This window comes from Chimaeribacter sp. YP20170169 (assembly GCF_056739715.1).
This window is the reverse complement of record NZ_CP176824.1, coordinates 2,906,055-2,925,665: the sequence shown is the minus strand read 5'-3', so window position 1 is coordinate 2,925,665 and position 19,611 is coordinate 2,906,055. Positions and strand designations below refer to the sequence as shown.

The window sequence follows — 19,611 nt, the reverse complement described above, 5'->3', positions numbered from 1 at the left end:
ATCATAAATAAGGCCGGTTATCCGGCCTTTCTTATTTATCTTACTTGTTGGAAAAGCACTATGGCATGCGGCGAATTTGACGTAATTGCCCGTTATTTTGACCGGTTTAAATATAGCCGCCGGGATGTGCAGCTCGGGATTGGCGATGACTGCGCCCTGCTGACCGTCGCAGAGAAACAGGTGCTGGCGGTCAGCACGGATACCCTGGTCGAGGGTACCCACTTCCTGCCGGATATCGATCCGGCGGATCTTGCCTACAAGGCATTGGCGGTGAACGTCAGCGATCTGGCCGCGATGGGTGCCGACCCGGCCTGGCTCTCACTGGCTCTGACCCTGCCACACGTGGACGAGCCTTGGCTGGCCGCCTTCAGCAACAGCCTGTTCGAGCATCTCAACTACTACGGTATGCAACTGATTGGTGGCGACACCACGCGCGGCAACAGCCTGAGCCTCACCCTGACGGTGCACGGTCTGGTGCCGGCGGGCCGGGCGCTGACCCGTGGCGGCGCGCGGGTAGGGGATTGGGTCTACGTCACCGGCTCACTGGGCGACAGCGCGGCCGGGCTGGCGCTGTTGCAGCAGCGGCTGACGGTCGCGGAGGCAGAGGATCGCGACTACCTGCTGCGTCGCCACCTGCGGCCACAGCCGCGCGTGCTGCATGGGCAGGCTCTGCGCGATCTGGCCAGCGCCGCCATCGACCTCTCTGATGGCCTGATCTCTGATCTCGGCCATATCCTGAAGGCCAGTGCCTGTGGCGTGCGCATCGATCTGGATGCCATTCCCTGCTCAGACGTGCTGAAAAAGCATGTGTCACCGGAGCAGGCGCTGAAGTGGGCGCTCACTGGGGGGGAAGATTACGAGCTGTGCTTTACGGTGCCGGAGATTAACCGCGGCGCACTGGACGTGGCGCTGCACCATGCTGGCGCACCCTTTACCTGTATCGGCCAGCTGGCGCCGCAGGCGGAGGGCATCCAGTACCTGCGCGGTTCACAGCCGGTCACGCTGGCGTGGCACGGGTTCGATCACTTTAAGGCAGATGAGTAGATGGCAAAGAGTATGAAACCGTCGCTGCAGGCGACGGAACAGGTGCTGGACGAGGCAATCGACCAGATGGACGCCGCCAAAAAGCGGCTGCGGATGCGCAACCCCTGGCATCTGCTGGCGACCGGCTTCGGCAGCGGGCTATTCCCTTGGGGGCCGGGCACCGCTGGCTCCGTGGCAGCAATTCCCTGCTGGGTGCTGCTGAATACCCTGCCGTGGCAGGTCTATTCACTGGTGGTGATGTTCAGCATCTGTATCGGTGTTTACCTCTGCCACCAAACCGCCAAAGACATGGGCGTGCACGATCACGGCAGCATTGTCTGGGATGAGTTTGTCGGTATGTGGATCACGCTGATGGCGATCCCGGTCAATGACTGGCAGTGGGTGCTGGCGGGCTTTGTGGTGTTCCGCATTCTGGATATCTGGAAGCCCTGGCCAATCCGCTGGTTTGACCGGAATATTCAGGGCGGCATGGGGATTATGGCCGACGATGTGGTGGCGGGCGTCTGTTCTGCCCTGATCATCTATCTGGTGGGTCACCACTGGCCATTCTAAGCCGGTGAAAAGAGTGAAACGGGCGCGATGGCGCCCGTTTTTGTTACTGGAAGCCAGTTTCCGGGTGGGGCTGGTAGTGGCGCTCCAGATCGGCAATCTCTGCCTCGCTCAGGGTCAGCGCCAGCGCCGCCACGGCATCCTCCAGATGGGAGGCGCGTGACGCGCCAATGATGGGCGCGGTGACCACCGGCTTGCTCAGCAGCCAGGCCAGCGCGACTTGCGCGCGTGGCACGCCACGCTGCTCCGCCAGCGCCGCCACCCGTTCCGCCACTTGTCGGTCAGAGGCCGCGACGGCATCATCTGCCTGATCGTAGAGGTTCTTGCCCACCTCATCGGTCTGCGTGCGCACGGTCTGTTCGCCCCACGGGCGGGTCAGGCGGCCACGCGCCAGTGGGCTCCACGGCAGCACCGCAATCCCTTCCTCCGCGCACAGCGGGTACATCTCCCGCTCCTCCTCACGTTGCAGCAGGTTGTACTGATCCTGCATCGACACAAACCGCGCCCAGCCCCGCTGTTGCGAGAGATCCAGCGCCTGACGGAACTGCGCAGTATGCATGGAGGAGGCACCGATGTAGCGCACTTTACCCGCTCTTACCACCTCATCCAGCGCCGCCAGCGTCTCCTCAATCGGCGTGTCGTAATCCCAGCGGTGAATTTGCAGCAGGTCGATATACTCCATGCCGAGGCGGCGCAGGCTGTCGTCCACCGACTGTACGATTGAGGCGCGCGACAGGCCGCCAGCCAGATTGCTGAGGGGGAAGTAGACCTTGGTCGCCAGCACGATCTCATCACGGCGGGCAAAATCGCGCAGCACGCGGCCAACAATCTCCTCGCTGCTGCCGTCGGAGTAGCTGTTGGCAGTATCAAAGAAGTTGATGCCCGCCTCCACGGCCTGCTTAATCAGCGGGCGGCTCTCCGCCTCTGGCAGCGTCCAGCTATGGTTGCCGCGAGATGGCTCGCCGTAGGTCATGCAGCCGAGGCACAGGCGCGATACCTTCAGATCGGTACTGCCTAACTGGGTGAATTTCATCGGGACTCCTTGGGCAAAAGGGCAGGGGAAATGCCTAACTTTAGCCGCCAGAGAGAGTTATGGCGAGGGGGAAGGGGAAACAGGGGCGCGGCGCGCCCCTGAGGCTGTCAGGCCAGCCACTCCGTGATGCGGCGCTCAATGCCTGCCGCATCCAAACCGAAGTCTGCCCGTACTTCTTCCTGCGTGCCCTGCGGGATAAAGAGATCCGGCAGGCCGAGGTTGAGTACTGGCGTCATGCGGCGTTTGCTCATCAGCAGCTCGTTGACGCCGCTGCCCGCGCCACCCATGATGGCGTTCTCCTCCAGCGTTACCAGTGCGTCGTGGCTCTCCGCCAGCTCCAGCACCAGCGACTCATCCAGCGGCTTGACGAAGCGCATGTCCACCAGCGTGGCGTCCAGCGCCTCGGCAGCCTGACGCGCTTCCGGCAGCAGCGTACCGAAGTTAAGGATCGCGATCTTCTTGCCTTCTCGGCGCACCACGCCCTTGCCAATCGGCAGCATCGCCAGCGGCTCACAGGTGGCGCCGGTGCCATTGCCGCGCGGGTAGCGCACCGCCACCGGGCCAGCGTTGTGGTGGTAGCCGGTATGCAGCATCTGGCGGCACTCGTTCTCGTCGCTTGGCGTCATGATCACCATGTTTGGGATGCAGCGCAGGAAGGAGAGATCGAACGCCCCCTGATGGGTCTGACCATCCGCGCCGACGATGCCGCCGCGGTCAATGGCGAACAGTACCGGCAGGTTCTGGATCGCCACGTCATGGATCACCTGATCATAGGCGCGTTGCAGGAAGGTGGAGTAGATCGCCACCACCGGCTTGTAGCCGCCAATTGCCAGACCGGCGGCGAAGGTCACCGCATGTTGCTCGGCAATCGCCACGTCGAAGTACTGCGTCGGGTACTCGCGGGAGAACTTCACCATGCCGGAGCCTTCGCGCATCGCCGGGGTGATGGCCATCAGCTTGCTGTCGGTGGCGGCGGTTTCGCATAGCCAGTCGCCGAAGATTTTCGAGTAGGTCGGCAGGCCGCCGGCGCTTTTCGGCAGCGTACCGGTGGTTGGGTCAAATTTCGGCACCGCGTGCCAGCTGATAGGGTCATTCTCCGCCGGGGCGTAGCCCTTGCCCTTTTTGGTCATGATATGCAGCAGCTGTGGCCCCTTCAGGCCGCGCATGTTTTTCAGCGTCTGCGCCAGCGCCTGGACATCATGGCCATCCACCGGGCCGATATAGTTGAAGCCCAGCTCCTCAAACAGCGTGCCCGGCACCACCATGCCCTTCAAGTGCTCTTCAGTGCGGCGCACCAGCTCCTTGATGGGCGGCACGCCAGAGAGCACCTTCTTGCCGCCTTCACGCAGGCGAGAGTAGAGCTTGCCGGAGAGCAGATTGGCTAGATGGTTGTTGAGCGCGCCGACGTTCTCAGAGATCGACATCTCGTTGTCGTTGAGGATCACCAGCATGTCGGAGTTGATATCGCCAGCGTGGTTCATCGCCTCAAAGGCCATGCCGGCGGTGATGGCACCGTCACCAATCACACAGACGGTGCGGCGGCCCTTGCCCTCGCGCTCCGCCGCCGCCGCCATGCCCAACCCGGCGCTGATGGAGGTGGAGGAGTGGCCGACGGAGAGCACGTCATATTCGCTCTCGCTGCGCCACGGGAAGGGGTGCAGGCCATTCTTTTGGCGGATGGTGCTGATGCGGTCACGGCGGCCGGTCAGGATCTTATGGGGATACGCCTGATGGCCAACATCCCACACCAGATGATCAAAAGGCGTGTTGTAGACATAGTGCAGCGCCACGGTCAGTTCGACCGCGCCGAGGCCCGAGGCAAAGTGTCCGCTGGATTGGCTGACGCTGTCCAACAGGTACTGACGAAGCTCATCACACAGCTTGGGTAAACTTTCTTTGGGCAACAGGCGCAGCTCTTCCGGGGAGTGCACCAGTGCCAAGGTCGGGTAATTAGCGAGATTAAGACTCATCAGATACTCGTATCAGAGGGTTTACGATACTCATCAGTTATCGCGTTCAATAATGAAACTGGCCAGCGCCTGCAAAGGGGCGGTGTTATAGGACTCTGCGGCCAGCGGCGCCAGGGCCGCCAGCGCGTCCTGATAGAGATCCCAGGCCTTGGTTTGCGCCTGCTCCAGCCCCAGCAGCGCCGGGTAGGTGCTTTTGCCCAGCTGCTGGTCTGCGCCCTGACGCTTGCCGATTTTGTCGGTATCGCCAATCACGTCCAGAATGTCATCCTGCACCTGGAAGGCGAGGCCAATGGCCTGTGCGTAGCGATCCAACAGCGGCAGGGCGCGGCGGCCCCGCTCGCCAGCGGCATAGGCGCCAAGGCGGACGGCGGCCTGAATCAGCGCGCCGGTTTTGTGGCGGTGGATCTGCTCCAGTGCCGTCAGCCCCACCTGCTGGCCTTCGGCGGCCAGATCTAGCGCCTGTCCGCCCGCCATGCCGGCAGCGCCGCTGGCGGTGGCCAGTTCCGACACCATGCTTAATCTATCATGAATAGCCACTCCGGGCATCGGGGCGTCGGCCAGAATGGAGAAGGCCAGGGTTTGCAGCGCGTCGCCAGCCAGAATGGCGCTCGCCTCACCGAACTTGATGTGGCAGGTGGGCTGGCCACGGCGCAGGTCATCATCGTCCATCGCTGGCAGGTCATCATGGATCAGCGAGTAGGCGTGGATTGACTCAATCGCCGCCGCCGGCGCGTTCAGCGTCTCGGTGGGCAGGCCAAACATCTCCCCGGTGGCATAGACCAGGTAGGGGCGCAGGCGCTTGCCGCCCAGCAGTGCGCCGTAGCGCATCGCCGCCACCAGCTGCGCATCCGGCGCGTGGCGATCGGCAATGTAGCCGTTCAGGGCCTGATCGATCTGCTGCTGGCAGGCACGCAGGCGCGCAGGAAAATCGATCACAGCCGCCTGTGATTCTTCATGGGCCATAACTATTACTCTTCCGGGGTAAAGGGAGTCAGGGGGGTGTCAGGCTGGTTGTCGCTCTCCAGCAGGATCTGCACGCGCTGTTCAGCCTGTTGCAGGGTCTGTTGGCCCTGGCGCGCCAACTGCACGCCGCGCTCAAACTCGTTCAGTGCCTCTTCCAGCGGCAGGTCGCCAGATTCCAGGCGGGTGACAATCTGCTCCAGCTCGCCGAGGGCGGTTTCAAAATTGGCAGGTGGTACGGCTTTTTTTGGCATAGTTCTCTTTTAATAAGTTGGGCGGCGCGGCCAGAGACCTTCACACCGCACTCTGCGCTGGGCGCAGGGGCTAATTCACGGCAAAGTGCATGGATTTGCGCGCAGCGTAGCCCGATATGATGATATACTGTGCGGCCTGAACAGTATGGGTACGGCTGCGGAAGGGTTCCGCCATGACTCACTTTCTGATTCTAGATCGTTATTCACACACTGACGACCCACTCATTCACACCTTAAATCAAAGACTGCCATGAAGTTTATCATTAAATTGTTCCCGGAAATCACCATCAAGAGCCAATCCGTGCGTTTGCGCTTTATAAAGATCCTGACCAGCAACATTCGCAACGTACTGAAAGAGCTGGATGAGACGCTGGCGGTGGTGCGCCATTGGGACCATATTGAAGTCCGCAGCAAGGATGAAAGCAAACGCGAACTCCTCTGCGACGCGCTGACGCGCATTCCGGGTATTCATCATGTGCTGGAAGTGGAAGAGCGTGAGTATCGCGATCTGCATCATATTTTTGAGCAGACCCTGGAAGCCTACCGCGACGAGCTGGAAGGAAAAACCTTTTGCGTGCGCGTGAAGCGCCGTGGCAAACACGCCTTCACCTCTGGCGACGTTGAGCGCTACGTTGGCGGCGGCCTGAACCAGCACATCGACTCCGCCAGCGTCAACCTGACGCAGCCGGAAGTCACGGTGAAGCTGGAGGTCAATGATGAGAAGCTGGTGCTGGTGAAGGCGCGCCACATCGGCCTGGCTGGCTACCCGATCGGCACGCAGGAAGATGTGATGTCGCTGATCTCTGGCGGCTTTGACTCCGGCGTCTCCAGCTACATGCTGATGCGCCGTGGTTGCCGTGTGCACTACTGCTTCTTCAACCTCGGCGGCGCGGCCCACGAGATTGGCGTCAAGCAGGTGGCGCACTACCTGTGGAACCGCTTCGGCAGTTCGCACCGCGTGCGTTTCGTGGCGATCAACTTTGAGCCGGTGGTCGGCGAGATCCTTGAGAAGGTGGACGACGGCCAGATGGGCGTGGTGCTCAAGCGCATGATGGTGCGCGCCGCCTCCCAAGTGGCTGAGCGCTATGGCGTGCAGGCGCTGGTGACCGGCGAGGCGCTGGGCCAGGTCTCCAGCCAGACGCTGACCAACCTGCGCCTGATCGACAACGCCACCGACACGCTGATCCTGCGTCCGCTGATTGCGCACGACAAAGAGCACATCATCAAGATTGCGCGTGAGATCGGCACCGAGGACTTCGCCAAGACCATGCCGGAGTACTGTGGTGTGATCTCGAAAAGCCCAACCGTCAAGGCGGTGAAGGGCAAGATCGAGGCCGAAGAGGCGAACTTTGATTTCGAGATCCTGGACCGCGTGGTGCGCGAGGCGAAGAACGTGGACATCCGCGAGATCGCCGAGCAGACCGAGGAGCAGGTCACCGAGGTGGAGACCGTCGCGGCTCTGGCCCCGGACGATGTGCTGCTGGATATCCGCTCCCCGGATGAGCAGGATGAGCATCCGCTGGCGCTGGAGGGTGTGGTGGTGAAATCGCTGCCGTTCTACAAGATCAGCACCCAGTTCGGTGATCTGGATCAGAGCAAAAATTACCTGCTCTACTGCGACCGTGGCGTGATGAGCCGCCTGCAGGCGCTCTACCTGCTGGAGCAGGGCTTCAAAAACGTGAAGGTCTACCGCCCGTAAGCGCGGCAGGACAAAAAAACCGGGGCCAAGGCCCCGGTTTTTTTATGCCAGCAGGGCAGGGGACTAGGCGGGATCGCGGTAGTCGTAGACGCCGGGCGGCAGCACCAGTTGGGCCGCAACCTCGGCGGCCTTGGCCTTGCCGACCAGCAGGTCAATCAGCTTCAGGGCGAACTCAATGGCGGTGCCCGGCCCCTGGCTGGTCAGCAGGTTGACGCGCGGATCGTGCACCACCCGTTTGTCCATCCACTTCTCGGGGCTGATCTTCTCTTTCAGCGCCGGAAAGCCGGTCATGTTGCCCACTGGGAAGAGCTGGTGGTGCTCCAGCACCAGTGCTGGTGCGGCGCAAATGGCTGCCACCAGCTTGCCGCTGAGGTGCGTCTGGCGCACCGTCTCCACCAGCAGCGGGCTGTCGCGGAAGCACTCCGCGCCGGGGCCGCCGCCGGGCAGCACCAGCGCGTCATGCCCGCCGTCCGCCACTTCGGCCAGCGTGGCGTCAGCCAGCAGCCGCACCCCGCGTGAGCAGGTGATCTCGCGCGTGCCATCACCGGCCACGCTGGCGGTGGTGACCTGGATGCCGGCACGCACCAGCAGGTCAATCACCGTGACCGCTTCCATCTCTTCACTGCCAGGCGCCAGGCAGACCAGAACCGATACGCTCATACTCATTTTCCCTTCTTTTAATCTGTTCAAACAGCCGGCTGTTCTCCGGCAGGTGCAGCCCGTGGCTGCGGGCGCGCCGCAGCAGGTAGCCGGTAATGTAGTCGATCTCCGTGTGGCGCTGGGCGCGCACATCCTGGAGCATCGAGGAGTGGTTGGCGGCAGTGCGCTGCATCACCTCATAGACATAGGGCAGCAGCGCCTCGCCCGAGGTGTGGAAGCCCTCAATGGTCATCACCTGTGCCACTTCGTGGCAGATACGCTCGATCTGCTCCGGGTAGGCGACCAGCTCGCCGTTGCTACAGCCGTAGAGGGCGGTCAGCGGGTTGATGACGCAATTGACCGCCAGCTTTTTCCAGCTGGCGGCGGCAATGTGGTCATGCCAGGCGACGTCCGGCAGCGCTAGATGCAGCACCTCTGCCAGGTGGCTCATCGCCCGCCCGTGTGGTGAGGTGGGGCCGATATGGGTGATGCCGCTGGCCACATGGTGGATCAGGGTGCCATCGCGTCGCGCCGCATGGGTGGTGATACCCTGCAAAATCGGCAGGCGGTTGGGCGGCAGCTCATCCTGCGCGCCCATGCCGTTGTGCAGCAGCAATAGGGTGCACTCTGGGTTGAGTTGCGGCAGCAGCGGGATCAGCGCGCCCGACACCTGCCACGCCTTCAGCGTCACCAGCAGCAGTTCGCTCTCCGCCAAATGCGCCGGATCGTTGGCCGGCAGGGTATGGTTGTACACCATCCCCTCTTCATCAATGACGTTAACGGAGCAAAACGGCTGTGGCACGCGCAGCCAGCCCTGGACATCATGCCCATGCCGCGTGAGGGCCGAGAGCCAGACCTGCCCCAGCGCACCGCAACCAAGAACGGTTATTTTCATCTTTTTTTCTCCCCCTGGCCGCCAGCGGAAAATCCCGCCCAACAGGGCTAGTATAGTCATTCAGGCAACCGACCCCCGGCAGTATGCCGTCTGGCGTGCCGCGATGCCACCGGCGCGGCTACGATTTTGCATCCGCCCGGTAAGCGGTTATCATGCTCGCCATGTCGAGTTAAGGGAGGAAAGGCGATGCCATCTTTCGATATTGTTTCTGAAATTGATATGCAAGAAGTTCGTAATGCCGTGGAAAACGCCAGCCGTGAGCTGACCAACCGCTGGGACTTCCGCAACATACCGGCCAGCTTCGAGCTGAATGAGAAGAATGAGACCATCAAGGTCGCCAGCGAGTCTGACTTCCAGGTCAACCAGCTGCTGGATATCCTGCGCGAGAAGCTCTCCAAGCGCGGCATTGAGGGCGGGGCGCTGGAGATCCCAGAGCAGATCGACCACAGCGGCAAGACCTACAGCGTGGACGCCAAGCTGCACTCCGGCATTGAGACGACGCTGGCGAAGAAGGTCGTCAAGCTGATCAAAGACAGCAAGCTGAAGGTGCAGGCGCAAGTGCAGGGGGAGGAGGTGCGCGTCACCGGTAAATCCCGCGACGATCTGCAAAGCGTGATGCAACTGGTGCGCGGGGCCGATCTCGGCCAGCCGTTCCAGTTCAAAAACTTCCGCGACTAATAAAACGGGCCGCATCAGCGGCCCGTCGGGAAGCATGAAGGGGGCCGCCAGCGCGGCCCCTTTTTTATGCGCCGGTGCCCAGATCGCCGAGGAACTGCTCCAGCGCCTGACGGTTGGTGACCTTGCTGTCAATCTTGATATAGGCGCTCCGCTCCGCTGGCACCACCACCACGTCGGCCACGCCTGGTTGCGCCTTCAGGCGTGACGCCAGCGCCGGATGGTTGACCGCCCGCTCAGAAAGGGTGAGGCGCAGGCTGCTGACGTAGGGCGGCTCCTGCATGGTGGCGCTGACCGCCAACCACACCACGGCAATGGCCGCGCAGGCGATAAAGACCGCGCCCGCCCCGGCCATGCCAAAGATCCAGCCACCCAGGCTGCCGCCAATCGCCACGCCAATAAATTGGCTGGTGGAGTAGACGCCCATCGCCGTGCCTTTGTAGCCCGCCGGCGACTCCTTGCTGACCAGCGATGGCAGGATCGCCTCCATCAGGTTAAACGCCAGGAAGAAAAGTTGGATGCCCGCGATGATCACCCACAGGCGCTGGCCACCGGCCGACCAGAGCACCAGCTCCGCCAGCAGCAGCACCGCCACGCAGCTCATAAAGACCTGCTTCATGCGGCGCTTCTTCTCGGCGTAGATGATGAACGGGATCACTGCCACGAAAGAGGTGAGCATGGTCACCAGATAGACCTTCCAGTGGTCGCTGGCCGGGAAGCCGGCCTGCTCCATCACGCGCGGCAGCACCACGAAACTGGACATCAACAGGATGTGCAGGCACATGATGCCGAAGTTGAGCTTCAGCAATTTCGGGTTGCCAAGTACCTTGCTGAAACTGCCCTTGACCATGCTCGACTCACGGTTGAGCACGTGGCTGGAGGCGTTTGGCACCACCGCAACAGTGATGGCAATGCCGCACAGCGCTAGCAGGGCAATCATCCAGAACAGCGCGTGCAGCCCCAGCGCGTGGGTGATGATCGGGCCAAGCACCATCGCAATGGCAAAGGTGATGCCAAAGCTGATGCCGATAAAGGCCATCGCCTTGGTGCGGTTCTGCTCACGCGTCAGGTCGGAGAGCAGCGCCATCACGGCGGCGGCAATCGCCCCCGAGCCTTGCAGCGCGCGGCCCAAAATCACGCCCCAGATGGAGTCGGTGAGGGCGGCAATGGCGCTGCCGAACGCAAAGATTGCCAGGCCAAACACAATCAGCGGCTTGCGGCCAATCCGGTCAGAGAGCAGGCCAAAGGGGATCTGGAAGACCGCCTGTGCCAGCCCATAGATGCCGATGGCCAAACCAATCAGCGCTTCGCTGGCGCCGGAGAGCGCCATGCCATAAGTCGTCAGCACCGGCAGTACCATGAACATGCCGAGCATCCGTAAAGAGAAAACGGTCCCTAATCCCCATGTCGCCCGACTCTCTAGCGGGGTCATTTGGTTATCTTTCATTACCACCTCAAAATGACAAACTGCGCCATTGTAGTGTTGTTAATGCATTGCGGTAAATCGCCGGATGTTTAGCAGATATTACGGTCAGGTTATTTCCTCTGCCCCACTTGAGCATAGCGGGCAGGGCGGGGGAGGGGAGGGCAAAAAAAAGAAGCGCCCGGAGGCGCTTCTTAGGAACCGTGTTGTGCGGCGCTTACCCGTTGTAGGTGAGCAGCGTGCCGGTGGCCGGGACATTGAAGTCCACGGACATCATCACGCTCAGCGAGGTGATCGCCACGATGGAGAAGACGAACAGCTTGCGCGCCCACACCCGGTCGTTGGAGGTTTTGTAGCCACGCAGGGCCATCCCCAACCACCAGACGCTCACCGCGGCTGCCACCACCAGATACTTGTACCCGGCGTAGCCGCCCAGCGAGAGCATGACCGTGGCAATCATAAACGCCAGGATATAGAGCGTAATATGGTTTTTTGCCACCGAGATGCCTTTCACCACCGGCAGAACCGGGATGTTCGCGGCCTGATAATCCTTGAAGCGGAAAATCGCGATCGCGTAGGAGTGCGGCATCTGCCAGAGGCTGAAGATCAACAGCAGGATCAGCGCCCCGGCGTCAAACTCATTGCTAACCGCGCAGTAGCCAATCACCGGCGGCGCAGCGCCGGAGAGGCTGCCAATCAGCGTGCCGTAGACGGAGTTACGCTTCATGTAGAGGCTGTAGACCCCGACATAAATAATGAACCCCGCCAGCGCCAGCCACATGGAGAGCGCATTGGCGGCAAAGTAGAGCAACGCGCCACCAGCAATACCCAGCAAGGATGCGTAAACCAGGGAGCTTTTCGGCTGAATAAGGCCCTTTACCAGGACCCGGTTCTTCGTTCTCTCCATTTTCTTGTCGATGTCGCGGTCAATGTAGTTGTTAAACACACAGCCCGAAGCGACAACCAACGAGACGCCCACCAGGGTGGCGAGAAAGAGGGGATAATCAATGTTTCCTTTGGAAGCAAGGAGAAACCCTCCGACGACAGAAATTAAATTACCGAAAATAATTCCTGGCTTCGTTACTTGCAGGTATTGCTTAATCATCACGTGCAACTCGGCTCTTAGCTGACCATCATATTGAGGTTGAGGTTGTACATAATCCAGAGAGAGCCCACAACAACAATAAGAATGATCATGGCGGTGAACAGGAATGCCACCAGGTTCCAGCGCTCTTCCGACGACGTGTTCATGTGCAGGAAGTACACCAGGTGTACCACAATCTGAATCACGGCCATCGCCACGATAGTGGCCAGGATGGTGCCATGGGTCGCGGTGCCATTCATCACCATCCAGAACGGAATGATCGTCAGGATGACGGAGAGGATGAACCCAATCAGGTAGCTTTTAACGCTGCCGTGGCTGGCGCCGCCGTGCCCTGTAGAAGAATGACTCATTACATGGCCCCCATCAGATAGACAACGGTAAATACGCAGATCCACACCACGTCCAGGAAGTGCCAGAACAGGCTCAGGCACATCAGGCGGGTTTTGTTCACAGAGGTCAGGCCGCGGTTCTTCACCTGTACCATCATGGTCAGGATCCAGATAAGACCGGTGGTCACGTGCAGACCGTGGGTGCCGACCAGAGTGAAGAAGGCAGACAGGAACGCACTGCGATCCGGGCCAAAGCCTTCAGCGATCAGGTGATGGAATTCATAGATTTCCATGCAGATGAACGCCAGACCGAACAGGAAGGTCAGGCCCAGCCAGGTGTTGACGCCCGCTTTATTACCCTTGTTCATGGCCAGCATGGCCATGCCGTAGGTGATACTACTGAACAGCAGGCAGAAGGTCTCTACCAGCACGAACGGCAGTTCAAAGATGTCTTTACCAGAGGGACCGCCCGCGGTCCCATTTACCAGTACCGCATACGTCGCGAACAAGCTCGCAAACAGTACGCAGTCGCTCATCAGGTAGATCCAGAAGCCAAAGACTTTGGTCTCACCTGCATCGTGGTGCCCATGCTCCGCATGGGCTACGTTGTGGTTAGTCAGAGAATCAGTTGACATGTTTCACGCCTGCTTTGCTGATTTGTTCAAAATGTTGGTTCTCAATACGCTCGATTTCGGCAACCGGCACATAGTAGTCAACATCGTTGTCGAAGCTCTTCCAGATCCAGGCCACAGCCATCGCCAGGAAGCCCACGCCTGCCAGCCACCAGATGTCCCAGATGGCCGCGAAACCGAACACCAGGCTGGCGAACGCAATCACGATACCGGCACCGGAGTTCTTCGGCATGTGGATCTCTTCATACTTGGCGGGCTTCTTGTACGCTTCGCCTTTCTCTTTCATGTCCCAGAACGCGTCGCGGTCATGCACTTCCGGCACGATGGCGAAGTTGTAGAACGGCGGCGGAGAGGAGGTTGCCCACTCCAGGGTACGCGCGCCCCACGGGTCGCCAGTCAGGTCGCGGTTTTGGTCGCGGTCACGGATGGAGACGTAGAACATAATCAGCTGGCACAGGATGCCACAGGCAATCAGCAGAGCACCAAACGCTGCCACAATCAGCAGAGAGTGGAATTCCGGGTCAATGTTCTGGCTCAGGCGACGGGTCATGCCCATGAAGCCCAGCACGTACAGCGGCATGAACGCCACGAAGAAACCAATGATCCAGAACCAGAAGGAGCGTACTGCCCACTTCTCATTCAGCATGAAGCCAAAGGCTTTCGGGAACCAGTAGATCAGGCCAGCGAAGCAACCGAACACCACACCACCGATGATAACGTTGTGGAAGTGCGCGATCAGGAACAGGCTGTTGTGCAGTACGAAGTCTGCGCCCGGTACAGCCAGCAGTACGCCGGTCATCCCACCGATGGAGAAGGTGATGATGAAGCCCACAGTCCACAGCATGGCGGAGTTCAGCTGAATACGGCCCTGGTACATGGTGAACAGCCAGTTGAAGATTTTCACCCCGGTCGGGATGGAAATGATCATGGTGGCGATACCAAAGAAGGCGTTGACGTTCGCGCCGGAACCCATGGTGAAGAAGTGGTGCAGCCAGACGATGAACGACAGAACGGTAATCGCGATGGTTGCCCATACCAGGGAGGTGTAACCGAACAAACGCTTCTTGGAGAAGGTCGCGGTCACTTCCGAGAACACACCAAACACCGGCAGAACCAGGATGTACACTTCCGGGTGGCCCCATGCCCAAATCAGGTTGACATACATCATCATGTTGCCGCCCATATCATTGGTGAAGAAATGGGTGCCCAGATAACGGTCCATCGTCAACAGCGCGACGGTAACAGTCAGGATTGGGAAGGAGACGATGATCAGCACGTTGGTGCAGAGTGCGGCCCAGGTAAAGACCGGCATTTTCATCAGCGGCATGCCCGGCGCGCGCATCTTCAGGATGGTCGCGAAGAAGTTAACGCCTGTCAGCAGGGTACCAACACCGGAAATCTGCAAGCTCCAGATCCAGTAGTCAACGCCCACGCCCGGACTGAACTCCTTACCTGACAACGGCGGATAGGCCAGCCAGCCAGTCTGCGCGAACTCACCCACACCCAGAGAGATGTTGATCAGAATCACGGCAACGGCGGTGAACCAGAAGCTGATGTTGTTCAGGAACGGGAAGGCCACGTCACGCGCGCCAATCTGCAACGGCACCACGATGTTCATCAGACCGATAACGAACGGCATCGCCATGAAGAAGATCATGATGACGCCATGCGCGGTAAAGATCTGGTCATAGTGGTGTGGCGGCAGGAAGCCCGCCTCGCCCGCCGAGGCCAGCGCCTGCTGACCACGCATCATGATGGCATCGGCAAAGCCACGCAGCAGCATGACGATGGCGACGATGATGTACATGATACCCAGTTTTTTGTGGTCAACTGAAGTCAGCCACTCGCTCCACAGATACTGCCATTTGCCGAAGTAGGTGATGGCACCTACGAGTGCCGCACCAAGTACGGCAATACCAGCAAGTGTAAACATAATGATGGGTTCATGATAAGGAACCGCATCAAGCGTTAATTTTCCGAACATCTTTTATTCCTCGGCTCCGGCTTTCGCGTGCTCACCCATGTCCATGCCTTTGCTCATGTCCATACCGTCTGGCATGGCATCGATATCTTTATGCGACTTCATTTCACCCATAAATTTACCAATGACTTCCTGGAACAGGCCCGGCTTGACGCTGGAGAAGTACTCAACCGGGTGAGCTTCGCTCGGCGCAGCCAGTTTGTTGAACTCATCAGTGCTGTTCAGGGCATGAGGCGCCTGTTTCACCTTGGCCACCCAGCTATCGAAATCTTGCTGAGTAGGTACGGCGATGGCGTTGAACTTCATCCCGGAGAAGCCGCGACCGCTGAAGTTGGAGGAGATACCTTTATAGGTTCCCGCCTCGTTCGCAATCAGATGCAGTTGAGTCTGCATACCGGCCATCGCGTAGATTTGTCCGCCCAGTTGGGGAATAAAGAACGAGTTCATTACCGTGTCAGAGGTGACCTTGAACTGCACAGGCACATCTTTCGGGATAGCGATCTCGTTGACGGTAGCGATACCTTGTTCTGGATAGATAAATAGCCACTTCCAGTCCAGGGCGACCACTTCAATCGTTAACGGCTTTTTGTCACTGTCGATAGGTTTGAAGGGGTCTAGCGAGTGGGTGGTTTTCCAGGTAATCGTTGCCAGGATGGCAATGATGATAATTGGAACGGTCCAGACCACTGCCTCGATTTTGTTGGAGTGGGACCAGTTTGGACTGTACTTAGCGTCCTTGTTGGAAGCGCGATACTTCCAGGCAAAGGCGAAAGCCATAATGATCACTGGTATCACTACAATCAGCATCAAGCCGATGGCGGTTAAGATCAGTGTTCGTTGCTCAAGTCCAACTGCTCCCTTGGGATCCATTAATGCCGTATCGCAACCACTGAGCAAGACAGTGGAAGCAAATAAAGACAACATCCCAATACTTTTATTGTATTTCTTAAGTCTCATCTAACGACCTCAATTACAAGGGCTCTATTGTCGTTTCATGTGTGCGGGCATTTTACGGGAAGGTTGCAGTACTGTAAACACGCTTAAGAGAGTGTCAGTAGCATGTTGACACTTTATGTTAACATGCTCACATCTGTAACAGAGGGTGATGATTTCTCAAGGGCAACAACGCGTTGAGCCAACTAAACTGCGGAAATTTAATCAAATTGTTGAAAAAATAGCAGCCTCCAGCCGGGTTTATTCCGCTAACCAGACATATTTAGAAATTACAGGTTTAAAATATGTAAACAACTTGTTTAATTACGGTAAAAATAAAATAACAAAGCGCAGATAAAAAAAAGCGTTGTAACAAATAGGCAAATAATTAAAAAGGTGTTGATAACTGAAATTGCATCATCCCTTTTTTTGAAAAGTCAGGAAAAAGGCCACACCCTGCCGGGGTGGCGATTTTTTGTTCAGCTGCGCTACAGTGTCAGAGCAGCGCGCGCGCCTGTCGTTGGGCAGCGTAATCCAGCCCGGCGCCCCATGCCACGCCCACCAAGCCGAGCGCCATGCCGACCTCAAACAGCGGCGTCAGCAGCGGTTGTACTACCGGCCCCAGCAGGGCATTGATCGCCAGCAGCAGCACCCAACTCAGCAGCAGCAGGCAGCCGCCAGTGAACAGGCGCAGCGCCCAGCGGTAACCCTGCGCGTACTGCGTGCGGACGGGGAAGGCATCATGTTGCTGCGCGTACTCCAGCGTGGAGCGGCAGGCCAGCAGCAGCCCCAGTCCCGGCAGCGCCGCCAGGATGGAGAAGAGGTAGAAGAGCGGCCAGCCATGCGCCTCGACAAACCAGCCGGCGACCGGCCCGACATAGACCCGGCCCACCGCCGAGAGCGCCGAGAGCAGCGCGAATTGGGTGGCGGAGAAGGATTTGTTGCACAACGCCATCAGCAGCGCGACAAAGGCCGCAGTGCCCATGCCACCGCACAGGTTCTCAACAAAGATGGCGCTGGCCATGCTTAGCAGGTTTTTATCGGTGATGGCCAGCAGCCAGTAACCGGCATTGGAGAGCGCCTGCAACAGGCCGAAGATCAGCAGGGCGCGGAACAGGCTCAGCCGCTGCATCAGCGCCCCACCGTAGAGCGCGCCGACAATGGTGGCCGCCAGCCCAAGGGTCTTGTTCACCAGCCCCACTTCGCCGGCCTCAAAACCGACGCCACGGATCAGGAAAGTGGTGCTTAGGCTGCCAGCGAAGGCGTCACCCATCTTGTAGAGCACAATCAGGCTCAAAATCAGCCAGGCATTGTTGCGGCCGAAGAAGTCACGCAGTGGCGCGGCCACCGCCTGCTCCAGCGAGCGCGGCGGCGCGGCGTGCGCCTCAGGCTCTGGCGCGCGCAGGGTGGTCACCACCCCAATCACCATCAGCCCGGCCATCAGCCAGTAGGTCGCCTGCCAGCCAAGGTAGCGATCGGCAATCCACAGCGCCAGCCCGCCCGACACCAGCATCGCCAGCCGATAGCCCAGCACCGAGACGGCCGCGCCAGCGCCGCGCTGCTCGGCGCTCAGCAGGTCGGTTTTATAGGCGTCAAACACGATGTCCTGGGAGGCGGAGAGGAACGCCACCGCCACGGCCAGCGCCGCCAGCCACCAGAGGTCGCCCGACGGCTGCATAAAGCCCATCGCGGCGATCGCCACGATCAGCAGCAGCTGCGTCACCAGCAGCCAACCGCGCCGCCGCCCCATCAACGGTGGGGTATAGCGGTCCATCAGCGGTGACCACAGGAATTTGAACACATACGCCTGCCCGACCAGCGAGAAGAAGCCGATGGTTTTCAGATCTACCCCCGCCACCGTCATCCAGGCTTGCAGGGTGCCGGAGGTCAACGCCAGCGGCAGGCCAGAGGCGAAGCCAAGCAGCAGCATCACCGCGCTGTTGCGTTGGGTAAAGAGGCTGAGGGTTTGGCTGGGCATGGCTGATTTCCGCTGGCAGGGGGAGGGGGAAAAGAGGCCACCGGCGGCAAACCGGTGGCAACCAGACGCCGCGGAGCGCGGCGGCAGGATTAACGCGCGTTCTGCTTGATGAACTCGCTGACGCTGGTGTCTTGCGCCATGTCGGCAATCACGTCGCCCAGCACGGTGTTGACGGCGGCGGTGATCTTGTCATTGGTAGCGGTGAACGCGCCCTGAACGTTATAGGTTGAGCGGTAGTTTTTCACCTGTTTGCTGCCATTCTGCGCCGTGGCGATGATGGAGATGTCCGCCTTGGTGGTGATGTTGTAGCGCAGGTTGCCCTCTTGCACATCGGCATAGAGGTTGTTGACCACGATCTGCAGGTCAACCGCGCCATTGGCGCCAATCATATAGCCACGGGCGCCCATCTGCTTCTCCAACACCTCTTGCAGCAGGAAGCGCAGGTCGCGGGAGGGGGTCAGCACCACCAGCTGGCCGTCACGGTTCACCTTCGCCAGTGCCTGATCCTGACGCTGGTCCGCGCCGTTGATGCTGACGGTCACGCCCATCAGCGTCGGATCCTGGGTCGGCAGGACAATCTTCGGCGATACGTTAAGGGTATTGCTGTTGGTGGCACAACCGGCAAGCATCACCATTGCCAGTAAAGGGAAAATCATCTTCTTGAACATGATCACGTCTCTGTCGTTATTGTGGTGGGTAACGCAAAATTGCCGACATCATAACACTGCCGGCCAGCGGGGGAAGATCCTCGCCTACAGATTTTCGCCTTAGGTCATTTGCCCAGGCAGTCTGCCCATTCAAACAGCCAAGCCATGCCATTTCAATCAGATAATCACCCGGATGATTTGCGGGCTAGTGATGAGCCAACGAATGGTTATTGACTTTTTTAGCGCTTTCGCAGACAAAATTGCTCAAGCGAGACGATAAGAAGTTTAAAACCGACTAATATTGAACTAGATGGGGCGCAGCTCTCTGCTGGTGTAATAAGGAGATCTTTATGATTCGCGAGCAAATCGAAGCAAAACTAAGGGCGGCGTTTGAACCTGTGCATCTGGAAGTGGTGGACGAGAGCTATCGCCACAATGTTCCGGCCGGTTCAGAGAGTCATTTCAAGGTTGTTATGGTCTCAGATCGGTTCGTGGGAGAGCGCTTCCTGACCCGGCACCGCGCGATCTACAGTGTGCTGTCTGAAGAACTTTCCGATGGCGTGCATGCCCTGGCGCTCCATACCTATACCCTGAAAGAGTGGGAAGGGTTGCAGGACACCGTGCCTGCCTCGCCACCCTGCCGGGGGGCCGGCACCCTCGCCTGACGGCTCCGCCAGGCAGGTGTGGCGCGGCGTTCCGCGTTGCCGGTGGCATTTGCCACCTGAAATAGGGTATTAATAGAGATGCGTTGTTGAAACGGCCTGCGGGCCGTTTTTGTTTATGCAGCAGCGGCGTGTGCACCAGTGAGCGTGCTGTTAGCGGGTAAAACGGTGGAAGTGTGAGATTTAGCGCGCCTTCGTGGCCG

19 protein-coding genes are annotated in these 19,611 nt (G+C 59.4%); 5 read left to right on the top strand and 14 right to left on the bottom strand.

Going from position 1 to position 19,611, the window contains the following annotated elements; genetic code table 11:
- Positions 1-60: 60 nt before the first annotated feature.
- The gene (thiL, locus tag ACK3SD_RS13375; RefSeq protein ID WP_481125809.1) at positions 61-1,044 is read left to right on the top strand and encodes a thiamine-phosphate kinase; all 984 of its coding nucleotides are present in this window, start codon (positions 61-63) and stop codon (positions 1,042-1,044) included.
- A 66-nt stretch (positions 1,045-1,110) separates the two neighbouring features.
- A complete protein-coding gene (gene pgpA, locus ACK3SD_RS13370; protein ID WP_137765008.1) occupies positions 1,111-1,596 on the top strand; it encodes a phosphatidylglycerophosphatase A in 486 nt (161 codons plus the stop codon).
- A gap of 43 nt (positions 1,597-1,639) precedes the next feature.
- Here the strand turns inward: pgpA and ACK3SD_RS13365 are convergent, their stop codons facing one another.
- The 4 genes from ACK3SD_RS13365 to xseB form a co-directional block, all read right to left on the bottom strand.
- Positions 1,640-2,626 carry an aldo/keto reductase gene (locus ACK3SD_RS13365; protein ID WP_481125808.1) on the bottom strand — a complete coding sequence of 329 codons (987 nt, stop codon included), beginning with the start codon at positions 2,624-2,626 and terminating at the stop codon, positions 1,640-1,642.
- 107 nt (positions 2,627-2,733) lie between these two features.
- Entirely contained in the window at positions 2,734-4,596 is a 1,863-nt protein-coding gene (gene dxs, locus ACK3SD_RS13360) for a 1-deoxy-D-xylulose-5-phosphate synthase (RefSeq protein ID WP_481125807.1), read from the bottom strand.
- Positions 4,597-4,629: 33 nt separating this feature from the next.
- Complete coding sequence (gene ispA / locus ACK3SD_RS13355; RefSeq protein ID WP_481125806.1) at positions 4,630-5,559, bottom strand: (2E,6E)-farnesyl diphosphate synthase; 930 nt, start codon at positions 5,557-5,559, stop codon at positions 4,630-4,632.
- Between the two features lie 5 nt (positions 5,560-5,564).
- Positions 5,565-5,810: an exodeoxyribonuclease VII small subunit gene (gene xseB, locus ACK3SD_RS13350; RefSeq protein WP_481125805.1), complete on the bottom strand. Its 246-nt coding sequence runs from the start codon at positions 5,808-5,810 to the stop codon at positions 5,565-5,567.
- Positions 5,811-6,060: 250 nt separating this feature from the next.
- Here xseB and thiI point away from each other — a divergent pair, with 250 nt between their 5' ends.
- The gene (gene thiI, locus ACK3SD_RS13345) at positions 6,061-7,509 is read left to right on the top strand and encodes a tRNA uracil 4-sulfurtransferase ThiI (protein WP_481125804.1); all 1,449 of its coding nucleotides are present in this window, start codon (positions 6,061-6,063) and stop codon (positions 7,507-7,509) included.
- Positions 7,510-7,572: 63 nt separating this feature from the next.
- Here thiI and yajL read toward each other — a convergent pair whose 3' ends face one another.
- The gene (gene yajL, locus ACK3SD_RS13340; protein WP_481125803.1) at positions 7,573-8,169 is read right to left on the bottom strand and encodes a protein deglycase YajL; all 597 of its coding nucleotides are present in this window, start codon (positions 8,167-8,169) and stop codon (positions 7,573-7,575) included.
- A complete protein-coding gene (panE, locus tag ACK3SD_RS13335; RefSeq protein WP_481125802.1) occupies positions 8,129-9,043 on the bottom strand; it encodes a 2-dehydropantoate 2-reductase in 915 nt (304 codons plus the stop codon). Before panE ends, yajL begins: the two co-directional genes overlap by 41 nt.
- Before the next feature lie 186 nt (positions 9,044-9,229).
- On the opposite strand from panE, the gene ACK3SD_RS13330 reads away from it, so the two are divergent.
- Entirely contained in the window at positions 9,230-9,721 is a 492-nt protein-coding gene (locus ACK3SD_RS13330; protein ID WP_137764019.1) for a YajQ family cyclic di-GMP-binding protein, read from the top strand.
- A 64-nt stretch (positions 9,722-9,785) separates the two neighbouring features.
- Here ACK3SD_RS13330 and ACK3SD_RS13325 read toward each other — a convergent pair whose 3' ends face one another.
- The 8 genes from ACK3SD_RS13325 to ACK3SD_RS13290 form a co-directional block, all read right to left on the bottom strand.
- Complete coding sequence (locus tag ACK3SD_RS13325) at positions 9,786-11,165, bottom strand: MFS transporter (protein ID WP_481125801.1); 1,380 nt, start codon at positions 11,163-11,165, stop codon at positions 9,786-9,788.
- Positions 11,166-11,358: 193 nt separating this feature from the next.
- Positions 11,359-12,246, bottom strand: a complete 888-nt coding sequence (gene cyoE, locus ACK3SD_RS13320; RefSeq protein WP_481127556.1) for a heme o synthase — start codon at positions 12,244-12,246, stop codon at positions 11,359-11,361.
- A 17-nt stretch (positions 12,247-12,263) separates the two neighbouring features.
- Positions 12,264-12,596, bottom strand: coding sequence for a cytochrome o ubiquinol oxidase subunit IV (locus ACK3SD_RS13315; protein WP_137764017.1), 333 nt, complete (start codon positions 12,594-12,596; stop codon positions 12,264-12,266).
- Positions 12,596-13,210, bottom strand: a complete 615-nt coding sequence (locus ACK3SD_RS13310; protein WP_481125800.1) for a cytochrome o ubiquinol oxidase subunit III — start codon at positions 13,208-13,210, stop codon at positions 12,596-12,598. Before ACK3SD_RS13310 ends, ACK3SD_RS13315 begins: the two co-directional genes overlap by 1 nt.
- The gene (cyoB, locus tag ACK3SD_RS13305; RefSeq protein WP_137764015.1) at positions 13,200-15,191 is read right to left on the bottom strand and encodes a cytochrome o ubiquinol oxidase subunit I; all 1,992 of its coding nucleotides are present in this window, start codon (positions 15,189-15,191) and stop codon (positions 13,200-13,202) included. Before cyoB ends, ACK3SD_RS13310 begins: the two co-directional genes overlap by 11 nt.
- A 3-nt stretch (positions 15,192-15,194) precedes the next feature.
- Positions 15,195-16,145, bottom strand: coding sequence for a cytochrome o ubiquinol oxidase subunit II (gene cyoA, locus ACK3SD_RS13300; protein ID WP_137764014.1), 951 nt, complete (start codon positions 16,143-16,145; stop codon positions 15,195-15,197).
- A 472-nt stretch (positions 16,146-16,617) separates the two neighbouring features.
- Positions 16,618-18,099: a muropeptide MFS transporter AmpG gene (gene ampG, locus ACK3SD_RS13295; protein WP_481125799.1), complete on the bottom strand. Its 1,482-nt coding sequence runs from the start codon at positions 18,097-18,099 to the stop codon at positions 16,618-16,620.
- Between the two features lie 89 nt (positions 18,100-18,188).
- Positions 18,189-18,767: a lipoprotein gene (locus ACK3SD_RS13290; RefSeq protein WP_481125798.1), complete on the bottom strand. Its 579-nt coding sequence runs from the start codon at positions 18,765-18,767 to the stop codon at positions 18,189-18,191.
- A gap of 329 nt (positions 18,768-19,096) precedes the next feature.
- Here ACK3SD_RS13290 and bolA point away from each other — a divergent pair, with 329 nt between their 5' ends.
- A complete protein-coding gene (gene bolA, locus ACK3SD_RS13285; protein ID WP_137764011.1) occupies positions 19,097-19,411 on the top strand; it encodes a transcriptional regulator BolA in 315 nt (104 codons plus the stop codon).
- Positions 19,412-19,611: the final 200 nt, after the last annotated feature.

Excerpts from the sequence above, each read along its gene's own strand:
- cyoA (WP_137764014.1), bottom strand. The coding sequence starts at position 16,145 with ATGAGACTTAAGAAATACAATAAAAGTATTGGGATGTTGTCTTTATTT.
- thiL (WP_481125809.1), top strand. The coding sequence starts at position 61 with ATGGCATGCGGCGAATTTGACGTAATTGCCCGTTATTTTGACCGGTTT.
- ampG (WP_481125799.1), bottom strand. The coding sequence starts at position 18,099 with ATGCCCAGCCAAACCCTCAGCCTCTTTACCCAACGCAACAGCGCGGTG.
- cyoE (WP_481127556.1), bottom strand. The coding sequence starts at position 12,246 with ATGATTAAGCAATACCTGCAAGTAACGAAGCCAGGAATTATTTTCGGT.
- panE (WP_481125802.1), bottom strand. The coding sequence starts at position 9,043 with ATGAAAATAACCGTTCTTGGTTGCGGTGCGCTGGGGCAGGTCTGGCTC.
- ACK3SD_RS13290 (WP_481125798.1), bottom strand. The coding sequence starts at position 18,767 with ATGTTCAAGAAGATGATTTTCCCTTTACTGGCAATGGTGATGCTTGCC.
- ACK3SD_RS13330 (WP_137764019.1), top strand. The coding sequence starts at position 9,230 with ATGCCATCTTTCGATATTGTTTCTGAAATTGATATGCAAGAAGTTCGT.
- xseB (WP_481125805.1), bottom strand. The coding sequence starts at position 5,810 with ATGCCAAAAAAAGCCGTACCACCTGCCAATTTTGAAACCGCCCTCGGC.
- ACK3SD_RS13310 (WP_481125800.1), bottom strand. The coding sequence starts at position 13,210 with ATGTCAACTGATTCTCTGACTAACCACAACGTAGCCCATGCGGAGCAT.
- thiI (WP_481125804.1), top strand. The coding sequence starts at position 6,061 with ATGAAGTTTATCATTAAATTGTTCCCGGAAATCACCATCAAGAGCCAA.
- ACK3SD_RS13325 (WP_481125801.1), bottom strand. The coding sequence starts at position 11,165 with ATGAAAGATAACCAAATGACCCCGCTAGAGAGTCGGGCGACATGGGGA.
- ACK3SD_RS13365 (WP_481125808.1), bottom strand. The coding sequence starts at position 2,626 with ATGAAATTCACCCAGTTAGGCAGTACCGATCTGAAGGTATCGCGCCTG.
- cyoB (WP_137764015.1), bottom strand. The coding sequence starts at position 15,191 with ATGTTCGGAAAATTAACGCTTGATGCGGTTCCTTATCATGAACCCATC.
- ispA (WP_481125806.1), bottom strand. The coding sequence starts at position 5,559 with ATGGCCCATGAAGAATCACAGGCGGCTGTGATCGATTTTCCTGCGCGC.
- pgpA (WP_137765008.1), top strand. The coding sequence starts at position 1,111 with ATGGACGCCGCCAAAAAGCGGCTGCGGATGCGCAACCCCTGGCATCTG.
- ACK3SD_RS13315 (WP_137764017.1), bottom strand. The coding sequence starts at position 12,596 with ATGAGTCATTCTTCTACAGGGCACGGCGGCGCCAGCCACGGCAGCGTT.
- yajL (WP_481125803.1), bottom strand. The coding sequence starts at position 8,169 with ATGAGCGTATCGGTTCTGGTCTGCCTGGCGCCTGGCAGTGAAGAGATG.
- bolA (WP_137764011.1), top strand. The coding sequence starts at position 19,097 with ATGATTCGCGAGCAAATCGAAGCAAAACTAAGGGCGGCGTTTGAACCT.
- dxs (WP_481125807.1), bottom strand. The coding sequence starts at position 4,596 with ATGAGTCTTAATCTCGCTAATTACCCGACCTTGGCACTGGTGCACTCC.